We start from the raw sequence: 10,771 nt of genomic DNA, 5'->3' as shown, positions 1-10,771 counted from the left end.
GGCCACCACCCCCACCCTCCACATCCCGGACGGCTCCAGTCGGTAGTCCGGTAATATTGTCCGCCACGCCCACCTGCCCGGTTACCCGATCAAACAGATAAGTCGTACTGGACTGCGGTCGAAATCGTGCGTCAAGATTGATCAGACTGAGTGCGCCCAATGCTTCGGACTTACTCAACCCAGCCAAGCCGGCCGGATTGTGCTGGGCTGCCAAGGCACCGATGACCGTCGGCCCCTGCGCAAACCCCAATCCGACATCTGCCGCAAACTGCTCTTGAAGCGCAAACCCAGCCCCCCAGGCACTACCACCGCCAACCAGCACAACACCCAATGCGGCTTTATGCATTGCAACCATCCGTCTCTCCTTCTGCTTTGTTATACCGCCGACTATCGTTATCAAGGCATCGATGGCGACTGACACGTTATTATTTATTACACTGATAATCATATTGTTACCCATTGACAATCAATATAACGTCAGTTCATATATCCTCATCAAGCATAGATATTGTGTCTTAAAATAACAATGTTATTATGACAACAACAGACAGCACAGGATTGACGTTATGCCAAATGCAGTACGTTACGATGCCGTGATTGTCGGTGCTGGAATCGGCGGGTCAAATGTCGCCGCACAATTGACCGAGGCTGGCCTATCCTGTCTGATTCTGGAGGCTGGGCAATACTTCTCCCGTAACAGCTACCCTCGTTGTGAGCTTGACGGTAACGCCCAACTGTTCTGGAATGGTGGACTGGAGCTGAACAGCGATGCCACGCTGGCGCTGCTGCGCCCCAAGGTGGTGGGTGGCGGATCCATCGTCAACCAAGCGCTGCTGGATGAGTTTGATGAGGATGCGTTGCAATCCTGGCATGCCGACAGCGGATTTCCTGCCTTTTCGGTGCAGGGTATGCTGCCCTGGTATCACGCAGCCAAAGCCACCATCAGCGTACAGACCGTGCCTGCGGAACACGCCAACCGTAACGCGCAGATCTTTCGCGAAGGTTTTGAGCGCTGTGGTTTTCATTATGCCCCGCTTACCCGAGCTCAACGCGGCTGCCATCATGAACAACGTAACGATTGCATTGAATGCCTGTATGGTTGCCGCCTGGACAGCAAGCAGAGCACCCCACTGACTTCACTGAAGCGAGCGTTGAAGGCAGGTTGCCAGTTGCTATCCGCTTGCGAAGCCACGCATATCGAAGAACACCGTGATGGCGTCACCATTCATACCAAGCTGGCTGATGGCCGACAACTGACCTTCCACGGCCGGCGACTGGTGCTGGCTGCCAATGCGATCGGCACCAGCAGCCTGTTGCTACGCTCGGGCTTTGGGCGAAGGTTACCGATGCTCGGGCAACGATTCTACAGCCATCCCCAGTACATGTATTTCGCCCGTTACCGCGAACCGGTCAACGCTCATCGCGGGCCGCTACAGTCTTATAAATCGGCTGATGCCAGCTTTCGACGACAGGGCTTCAAACTGGAGAATGTCTTCGCGCCCCCGATCGGCAGCGCACTCCTTTTGCCACAGCGTGGCACGTCTCATCAAGCGATGATGCGGGACATCACCCATCTGGCCAGCATTGAAGTGGCAGTTCGTGACACGCATCCTGGTCGGATCAGCCTGACCAACGATGGCCGGATACGCATCGACAAGCGACTCGATGCTGAAGATCGAGGTCGCGCCAAAGCAGGGCGGGAAGCGGTTTATCAGATTTTTCAATCGACCGGTGCCGAACAGGTTTTCGATGGACGCATGGGTATTGGCCTGCATCTGATGGGTGGTGCCCGCATTGGCAATGACGCTGCCACGGCCTGTGTCGGACATGACTTCCGGCTGTTTGGCAGCCATGCCATTCATGTCGCAGATTCCAGCCTGTTTCCCAATGCCCCAGGCATCAATCCGTCTTTGACGATCATGGTGCTGGGCCGCATGGCTGCGCAATCGATTCTGGAGGCCTCCTGACATGGAAATTCCGCTGCATCGCCTGAATCCTGCACCCGCTCACCGGCCTCCCCTGACAATGGCAGTCGACATGCCATTGCCTGCCAGTCGCTTTCTGGATGCAGTCGAGCTGGCCACGCTCAATCGCATAGGCGACCACCTCTGCCCAGGTCAGCCTGACTTACCCAGTTTTTCTGCTGCCGGTGTTGTGAGTGAATTTGACCGCATCGCACCCGGCATGCATCCACGTGACCTGGCAGATCTGCGCTTGCTGTTGCATTTCATCGCGCGCTTACCAAGCCCTTTCCTAATGGGTCTGCTCAAGCTGAGCCATGCCGCCAGTACTTGCCAATGGCCTGTGCTGGCAGTTTTACGACAAATGGAGATCGGCTTGTCCGGCTTGTGTTACAGCCTGTATTACGGTTTCACCCAACCTGCCAGCGGCCCGCTGATTCGCGATGCGTTGCACTGGGATGCCACCATCAGCACCGAACTACCCGGAGAAAACGAGATGACTGAACTGATCGATCTGGCCAACCCACTCAAAACCACTCAGGATGATTGGGTAAGTACCATCTACCAACGCGCACAGACGGCCCAACAGCGGATTGGTGCGATGCCGGTAGCAGAACGGCTGAATTACCTCCGCCGGCTGAAAAACATTCTGCTGGCCAGGCGTGAGGAGATTGTCGGTCAGGTGGTGAAAGAAAGCGGCAAATCGCGTTTTGACGCATTGGTCGGCGAAATTTTCGCGGTTTGCGATGGGCTGGATTACCTATTGAAGAATGCCGGCAAGTTGCTGAAAGATGAAAAGGTACCCACCTCAATCGCCATGATGGGCAAGCAGTCCCGCATCTGTTATGAACCGCTCGGTACAGTGCTGATCATCGCACCATGGAACTACCCATTCAATCAGGCCATTGACCCGATCGCCATTTCGTTTGTCACCGGCAACGCTACCATCTTCAAGCCATCTGAGTTGACCCCGCTGACCGGTCTGGTGGAAAGCGTGTTGCAGCAAGCTGGCTTTGAGCCGGGCTGGGTACAGGTGGTCTATGGTGATGGCCAGGTGGGCAGTCAATTGATAGATGGCAAACCTAACAAGATCTTCTTTACCGGCTCGGTCGCCACCGGCCGCAAAATTGCCAGCAAAGCGGCTGTCAGCCTGATCCCAGTTGAATTGGAGCTAGGTGGCAAAGACCCGATGCTGGTATTCGAGGACGCCGACCTGGAACGTGCTGTGGCCGGTGCCTTATGGGGCGGCCTGACCAATACCGGTCAATCCTGCACCGCAGTAGAACGACTTTATGTACATGAGGCCATCTACGATACGTTCAAAGCCAAGCTGGTAGCACGCGCCAGACAGATCCGCATCGGTATCGATCTGGACGACGACATGGGCCCGATGATCAGCGACCGGCAAACCGCCATCGTACGCGACCTGGTTGAAGATGCCGAGCGTCACGGGGCACGTCGTCTCACCGGCGAACAGTGGAATGGCATTGACCGTCGTATTCCACCCATCATCCTGGAAGGTAGCAGCCACGCCATGCGGATCAATCAAGAGGAAATCTTTGGACCGGTGATCCCGATTTTCCGTTTCCGCACAGAAGCCGAAGCGATTCAATTGGCTAACGATTCCAGCTTCGGCCTGTCAGCCTCAGTCTGGAGCAAGGATATGACCCGCGCCGAGCGTGTAGCACGGGCACTGGTTACCGGTAATGTTTCCATCAACAACGTCATGGTCACGGAAGGCAATCACTACCTACCCTTTGGCGGCACCCGCGACTCCGGCATCGGCCGCTACAAGGGCCGTTATGGATTGCACAACTTCTGCAATATGAAATCGATGATGATGGAAAAAATGAGTGGCAAGATCGAGGCCAACTGGTACCCCTATACGGCCGAGAAGTATCGCTTGTTTGATCAATTGACCACTGGCTTATACGGTGGTGGGCTGAGCCATTTCGTTCGCTTTGCCAAAGCGGGGCTCGGCATCGAAAGCCTTGCTGCCAAGCTGTGGAAGAAGGGCCGATGAGCCAGATCGATTACCCTGACTGGCAAGCCTTGCTGGTGGGGCAACGCCTGCCAACCGCCTTGCTGGATCTGGATGCCCTCGACGAGAACATTGCCGCCATTGCCCAACGGGCTGCTGGTACACCCATTCGGCTGGCCACCAAATCGATCCGCTGCGTCCAGGTATTGCGCCACATTCTTGATAGCCCGCTGCCTTGCCAAGGGTTGTTGTGCTACAGCGCCGAAGAGGCCGTCTGGTTGGCTGGGCAAGGCTTTGATGACCTGTTGGTGGCCTACCCGACCATCAACCGTCCCACCCTCCACGCGGTCTGTGATGCGGTTCGAGCAGGTGCTGGCATCACCTTGATGGCGGATTGCGAAAGCCATTTGGAACACCTGCAGCAACTTGCGGAAACGACGGGATGCATCCTGCCGGTCGCCTTCGATCTGGATATGTCCTTCAACCTGCCCAGCCTACGATTCGGTGTGTATCGCTCACCACTCGATACCGTAGAAAAGGTACTGTTGTTGTATCAGCGCCTGATGCAATGTCCAGCACTGAGGCTGGACGGTGTCATGGGCTATGAGGCCCAGATTGCCGGCGTGGGCGATGCCATACCTGGCAAGATGCTGGAAAGCAAAGTGATCAGACACCTGAAGCAATGGGCCATCCCCAAAATTTCCGCTCGGCGGAAAGCCATGGTAGACGCCTTGGAACAAGTCGGGGCCACACTACGGTTCGTCAACGGCGGCGGCACCGGTAGCATCGAATCCACTCGCAGCGAGTCTGTCGTCACTGACATTGCTGTCGGCTCCGGTTTCTACAGCCCGGTTCTGTTCGACTACTATCGCCATTTCCGCCACGTACCCGCCCTCTTTTTTGCCTTGGAAGTGTCCCGTCAACCCAATCCAGATTGCGTCACCTGCCTGGGTGGTGGCTATATCGCTTCCGGCGCCATTGGCCCTGGTAAAGTACCGCAACCCTGGTTGCCAGAAGGCTTGCAATATCACCCCAATGAAGGTGCTGGCGAAGTACAAACCCCGCTATTTGGCAGTGCAGCCCGCTACCTGGCACCGGGCCAGCCTGTGCTGTTCCGGCACGCCAAGGCAGGTGAACTGTGCGAACGTTTCGATAGCCTGCAGATCGTTCGTCATGGCCAGCTCGTGGGCCAATGGCAGACCTACCGGGGAGATGGATACTGTTTTGAGTAGGAATCAAGTCTGTCCCGGCACTGGTATCTGTCTAGCCACTATCGTGTTTTCAACCCATGCCGCCAGTGCCAACGCATCCATCGGGCGAGCAAAGTAATAGCCCTGCAGATAGTCACAGCCTAACTCACTTAGAATATGTCGCTGCTCTACCGTTTCTACACCTTCCGCAGTCACCTTGGCGCCAAGGCCTCGACTCATGGTAATCATGCTCTGCACCAATTGGCGAATTGGCGGCTGCCCCAATTCATCGATGAACATCTTGTCGAGTTTGATTTTCTGCACTTCATAGCGGCGAAGAAAACTAAAGGTTGCATAACCGGTCCCAAAATCATCAATAGCCACATTCATATCAGCGGCACGCAATGCCTTCAGGTTTTTGGTGATGTTGGCTGCCGTTTCCAAAGCCAGCCCTTCCGTCACTTCAAACTCAATTGATTGATGTGCTACATCATGCTGTCGTAACAGCTCAATAATACGAACAGCCAACGTTTCATCTTCGAGTTGTCGTGGCGACAGGTTCACGGCGAGTTTCAATCGAATCGGCAATCGCTCATTCCACTGCCGTAGCTGTGACATGGCGTTGCTGAGTACCCAATCACCCAACGCCACGATTATCCCCTCCTCTTCCGCAATGGGGATAAATTCAGCAGGCGAGACCGGGCCCAACTCAGGATGCGTCCAGCGCAGCAATACTTCAGCACCTATCGGCAACCCTGACCGGGCATCAACAAATGGCTGATATGCAAGTGAAAGGGCTTCCTGCGACAATGCGTAACGAAGGCCTTGCGTGACTGCAACACGTCGCGCGGCTGTGGCGAGCAAGCTGTCGTGATACCACACCACTCGATCACGTCCTGACTGTACTGCGCAATCAAGGGCCAAGTTTGCCTCTTGCATGCGCTCTACTTTGATGTCCTTACTATTGCACAGTACCGCACCGATTCGGCATCGTGGCTGGTAACTCCGACCGTTGAACAGCACGGGCTCCGCTGCATATTTGACGAGATCTTCCAGACGTTCGCGTACCCGTTCCGAGGTATCGCCGCCCAGTAACAGATCGAAACGCTTACCGCCACTTCGGGAAACCTGCTCATTGGCAACCAACTTGTTGGCAAACCGCTCTGCCAGCATGGTCAATAACGTATCACCCGATTCACGGCCATAGACAATATTGACGTCTTCCAGGCCATCGATACGAAGGACAGCCAATGCGCAAAAACCGTGTGTGTCGATAAGGGGAATTGCCCCCACCTTACCGTCTGGCAACGATAGCTGACTCGGCAAGCCGGTCAGCAGATCAAAATGCATACGGCGGTATAGGTTGGCCTCAGCCCCCTGACGAACAAATGTTTCAAACGCCAAAGTAACCAGCGCCGCGACCGCGACCAGAAAATTGGCTTCATCAGAGGTCCAGACTTGGGCTGCGGTTCGCTCAAGCTGCAGTTCGCCGACCAACCTGCCATCACGTGTTATGGCTGCACTGGCACATGGCCACGGATCAGTACTCAATAACACACGTTGCTGGGTCAAATGCTCGGGGGTTGGATTCGGCACTGCATCACCGCTGCCAGTTGATGCAATGATGTCGATGCCTTGGCCTTCAAGTTGGTATGACAGCAATGACACTCGCCTTGCCTGGAAAGTGGTCATGACAATTTGCAGGAATTGCCGCCAAAACGCCGGGTCGGTCAAATCCCGCGCATTGTGACGAAGATGGAGTAGATCCACCAATGCCACCAACGCCTTGCGATGATTTGCTTGACGCATTGCATCTGTCGCCAATTGTGAATGACGCAAACGGGCATCTTTCGTCACCAGTAAACAAAGAACAAGAATCAACAACATAAACAATGCCGCAGGGAACCATAGTGCCTGCAGAAAAGCCGTACCACTTTGTGCTGACCGCCAAGTGATATAAGACTCACCTGGCAATGGCGTCAGTCGCAGGGAAGCAACGCGCTCGGGTGGCACCGCGACCACTGCAAGCTCGGGCAGATTCTGCTCTCGCAGCAAACTAAACAACCGATCTTTGCCAAGGCTTCGTGCAAATAGCATCACACGTCCGGTTTTCGATCCGGATACCACCGCCTGCTCAGTTGCCTGAGGCTGAATGCGTTGCGCGGCGACCCGATAATTCTCGCCTCCCCAACGGAGATCCTCTGTAACAACTTTGTTAGCAGGCGCATTCAGCGCTGCGCTGACCAGCGCTTGCCATGTCGGAAGGCGATTAAGATCAAATCGGCGATTCGATAGCCATTCACCCCGATTCATCAGGCGTAGTACACCTTGGCGTTCATCCACCAAGAGCATCAGATCAATCTGAAGATTGGCATAAACCGTAGCCGTGGTATTGGATTCGAACCAAGCCAGATCAGCATTAAGTGGTCGCCCAACGCGTTGATCCATCTCATCCCAGACCGCATAGTCAGAAAGACTGGTTGCGAGGTGGTGTCGCGATGTATCCAACAATGCACGAATCAGTGTTTGTTCGGACCGAAAAGAGATTTCGTTTTGCTCAATAGCAGTCCTGTACAACAACCATGCCAGCCCTACGATCAGGAACATCATGATGCCGATCACCAAGACGACATACTGACCAAACAGCTTTTGTACAGGTTGTTCGCTCGTTGGCAATGCGGGGCCTCATGTATGAATTGACTGTACGCTTACATCATAGGCCAGCAAATCAAAGAGACCGATTCATCCCAACAATTGGGGCTTTGGGGGAATTGATTGCCACTACCTCCATTGACAATATCGTCACCCAGCTTTTTCCAATCCCCACAACAAAATTCGATTTTGCAAATATAAAAACCCGGACCTTACCATTCTTCTCGTCAATATGATCAAGAACAGATAAGGCATAGCAACGGAAATTGAAAATTTCCACATGAACAGATATCTAGTTAATAAATCAAATTGACATATTTACCTGACTGCGTGGATTGCAACACGCAACTTGCCCCATCAATGATCAATTGGAGCGGATATGAAACGCTTTGGCATCACACTCATCGCTGCACTGATGCTGTGCAGCACCAGTACATTTGCCGGTCAGCCCAGCCCCCAGCCCCGCATCGAGCGCTTGACCAGCACCGATCAGCCCATTCCAGCCAGCGCCACGATTCTGTCTGAGGGTATGGTACAGCTTGACCTACCCGCCTCTGCCAATGAAACCAAATGGTATCGAATCGACAACGACACCAAGAAGAAATTGACCATCGGCTTGACGGGACCGACTACGGCCGGTGTTGACTATGACCTTCGTCTCTATCACCCCAATACCGCAGGCACAGCCTTACAGCAATTGGCGTTATCGCAGTTCAAAACACAATCAACGGAACAATTGAGCTATATCGCAGAGGCTGGGACGTACTACGTCGGGGTGACCGCGGCTAGCGGACTGGATACAGCCAATCCATTCAGATTGGTTTTCCGCAGCAGCACCAGTTACGATGTGGCAGAGCCTGATGACAGCCCTTGGCAAGCACCCAAGCTGGTTTTGCATACACCATTTACCCTGCTTAACCAGACCAAAGACCTGGATGACGATCAGGACTGGCAAAAACTGGAATTAGGCAAAGATACACCCATCATTGTGGCCACGCATAAGCATGACAATCGCACCATTCCATATGATGGCACCCTGCTGCACATCTTCAATGAACAATTCACCCCGATCAAAACCATCCATCCATTTATGGCGACCCCCGTCAACCTGAGTAAAGGCACTTATTACCTACAATTCGCAGGTGGTAAGGCCGGTTCAGGCTATTCGTTGCGCATCAAGGAACTCTTGCCCCCTCAGGCGGCACGGGTTCAAATCGATAAAATTGATACCGAGGGGGGTGTTGCCGGATTCATCAATTATGGGCAAGGCAATAAATGGCGGGTGAAAGGGACGATTTCCATCAACGGCACCGCATTCGGTACGAATGATCAGCCGATCGCCAATGCACCGGTGGCTGTCGACATCTCAATCAAGCTGGGCAACCAAACCATTACCGCCATGGCCAGCACCGGCGCCAATGGCACATTCAGCATTCCGCTGACGTTGGAGCCTGCTGTTGGCAACTATACTTTCGACACCACGGTCAGCCGACACTACTATGACATCGTGCCGATCCGATTCCGCAGCAATGATAAAGCGGTGTCATCCAACATCAACGACCTGTACCACTTTGCTTATCAGATCAAGCTTTAAGTAGCTGTTTTCAGTCTTTTTAAGCGCGCATGATCGGGGAAACGCATCATTCAAAATTCTCGTACTGGGCAGTTTTGTACCACGCGTTACCCCACTCATCTTTTTCCTGTACCAGACCGATTGGCACCTGCGGTCCAACGGAGCCAGTGCGGCGAGTGGTCAAGGCCACAGACAGACTAAATGCCTATGGTCATTCAAGATCTAAACCTTGAGCAGGCCACGAAATCCTCGGGCAGAATAATAAGATTCGGCACCGTTGTGATAAACGAATACATGGTCATAGCGACGGTCGCAAAAGAGCGCGCCACCAAGTTCTCGAATTCCTGATGGGGTTTTCACCCAGCTTGAAGTTTTCCTGTCGAACTCCCCAAGCTTTTGCAACGCTCGGTACTGATCTTCCGTCAAAACTTCTATTCCCATCGAAGCAGCCATATCAACTGCAGTACCACCAGGTTTATTCTCTTTTCTTGATTCAAGTGCATCACGATCGTAACAAAGGCTACGTCGACCTACCGGACTTTCAGGTGAGCAATCGCAAAAAGTGAATTCATCAGTTTGCTCTTCATAACCAATAACATCCGGCTCACCACCTGTTCGCTCCATTTCACTGAGTGATTGGCATTTTTCCGCATTGGCTTCCAATTTCACCAGAATGGCATTCCAGTCCAATCCACGGTGACGATCCATGTTTTTCTCGAACCGATTCTTCAATACCCTGATCAGATCATCGTTCAGTGTTGTTTTCACCCCCGCTCTCCTTTCCGGTCTCGTATGTCAATTTTGTTGTTTCGAATCCCTTATGGTGCTCAGGACACTTAAATTCCACACTCAAGGTGAAGAACCTGTACGGCCTGCGACCGACACAACCTTTTTCAAGTGTGTCTCCTGGCTGGCAGGAAGGCTTGTAGCGTGATAACCAACGATGGCAGGCTATGACACCCTGCAAACGCGATCATTGAATTTGCCGGCATCTATTTTTTCAAATATTTTGCAGCCAAAGGCCAGGCTGATTGAGTGTTCCCTTACCTGGCATTGATAGTGGTAGATCCTAGTCGACCTATCACGTAGATTCCGATACACATCGGTCCCGCCGTTCGTACCAAATCTTCAGCAACAAAATGGCCAGTGCCAGTACCAGTGTTGCTGCATTGGCCAATATCACCGGCCAAGAATGGATCAGGACGCCATATATCAACCACAACAGCACACCAACAACCAGGATGCTATACATGCCGAACGAGATATCCTTTGCAGATTTACGCCGCCAAACATGAACCACCTGAGGCACAAACGCCCCCGTCGTACAGATGGCAGCAATCATGCCGAGCAAATCCGGTATTGAATTCATAAGAGAAAGATCGTTTTTATTCTGATTGGATCAAGCAAAGATACG

Annotated in this window: 7 protein-coding genes and 1 pseudogene; 4 read left to right on the top strand and 4 right to left on the bottom strand. The window is 53.2% G+C overall.

The genetic code is table 11. The features are described 5' to 3' along the window. Window positions 1-355: pseudogene (locus FFS57_RS19425) on the bottom strand (hypothetical protein); the annotation flags it as partial. A gap of 211 nt (window positions 356-566) precedes the next feature. Between FFS57_RS19425 and FFS57_RS19420 the strand changes: the two are divergent. The 3 genes from FFS57_RS19420 to FFS57_RS19410 are packed head-to-tail and all read left to right on the top strand — an operon-like array spanning window position 567 to window position 5,174. After that, the gene (locus FFS57_RS19420) at window positions 567-1,967 is read left to right on the top strand and encodes a GMC family oxidoreductase N-terminal domain-containing protein (protein WP_137939480.1); all 1,401 of its coding nucleotides are present in this window, start codon (window positions 567-569) and stop codon (window positions 1,965-1,967) included. Window position 1,968: 1 nt separating this feature from the next. Further along, window positions 1,969-3,984, top strand: a complete 2,016-nt coding sequence (locus tag FFS57_RS19415) for an aldehyde dehydrogenase family protein (RefSeq protein WP_137939479.1) — start codon at window positions 1,969-1,971, stop codon at window positions 3,982-3,984. Then, window positions 3,981-5,174 (top strand): amino acid deaminase/aldolase, encoded by a 1,194-nt coding sequence (locus FFS57_RS19410; protein WP_137939478.1) that lies wholly within the window; start codon window positions 3,981-3,983, stop codon window positions 5,172-5,174. Before FFS57_RS19415 ends, FFS57_RS19410 begins: the two co-directional genes overlap by 4 nt. A 3-nt stretch (window positions 5,175-5,177) precedes the next feature. On the opposite strand, the gene FFS57_RS19405 is transcribed toward FFS57_RS19410, so the two are convergent. Beyond that, entirely contained in the window at window positions 5,178-7,808 is a 2,631-nt protein-coding gene (locus tag FFS57_RS19405) for a bifunctional diguanylate cyclase/phosphodiesterase (RefSeq protein ID WP_137939477.1), read from the bottom strand. A gap of 355 nt (window positions 7,809-8,163) precedes the next feature. On the opposite strand from FFS57_RS19405, the gene FFS57_RS19400 reads away from it, so the two are divergent. Then, entirely contained in the window at window positions 8,164-9,378 is a 1,215-nt protein-coding gene (locus FFS57_RS19400) for a pre-peptidase C-terminal domain-containing protein (protein ID WP_137939476.1), read from the top strand. Between the two features lie 201 nt (window positions 9,379-9,579). Here the strand turns inward: FFS57_RS19400 and FFS57_RS19395 are convergent, their stop codons facing one another. Both FFS57_RS19395 and FFS57_RS19390 read right to left on the bottom strand, forming a co-directional pair. Beyond that, window positions 9,580-10,125, bottom strand: a complete 546-nt coding sequence (locus tag FFS57_RS19395; protein ID WP_137939475.1) for a DUF4256 domain-containing protein — start codon at window positions 10,123-10,125, stop codon at window positions 9,580-9,582. Window positions 10,126-10,438: 313 nt separating this feature from the next. After that, window positions 10,439-10,726 carry a SemiSWEET transporter gene (locus FFS57_RS19390; protein ID WP_137939474.1) on the bottom strand — a complete coding sequence of 96 codons (288 nt, stop codon included), beginning with the start codon at window positions 10,724-10,726 and terminating at the stop codon, window positions 10,439-10,441. Window positions 10,727-10,771 lie beyond the last annotated feature (45 nt).

The sequence above is a fragment of the Chitinivorax sp. B genome (assembly GCF_005503445.1).
In the GTDB taxonomy this organism is placed as follows: domain Bacteria; phylum Pseudomonadota; class Gammaproteobacteria; order Burkholderiales; family SCOH01; genus Chitinivorax.
The sequence above is the reverse complement of the archived record's forward strand: the minus strand, read 5'-3'. Positions and strand labels throughout refer to the sequence as shown.

Coding starts and splice junctions, on each gene's coding strand:
- FFS57_RS19420 (WP_137939480.1), top strand. CDS start 567: ATGCCAAATGCAGTACGTTACGATGCCGTGATTGTCGGTGCTGGAATC.
- FFS57_RS19415 (WP_137939479.1), top strand. CDS start 1,969: ATGGAAATTCCGCTGCATCGCCTGAATCCTGCACCCGCTCACCGGCCT.
- FFS57_RS19410 (WP_137939478.1), top strand. CDS start 3,981: ATGAGCCAGATCGATTACCCTGACTGGCAAGCCTTGCTGGTGGGGCAA.
- FFS57_RS19400 (WP_137939476.1), top strand. CDS start 8,164: ATGAAACGCTTTGGCATCACACTCATCGCTGCACTGATGCTGTGCAGC.
- FFS57_RS19390 (WP_137939474.1), bottom strand. CDS start 10,726: ATGAATTCAATACCGGATTTGCTCGGCATGATTGCTGCCATCTGTACG.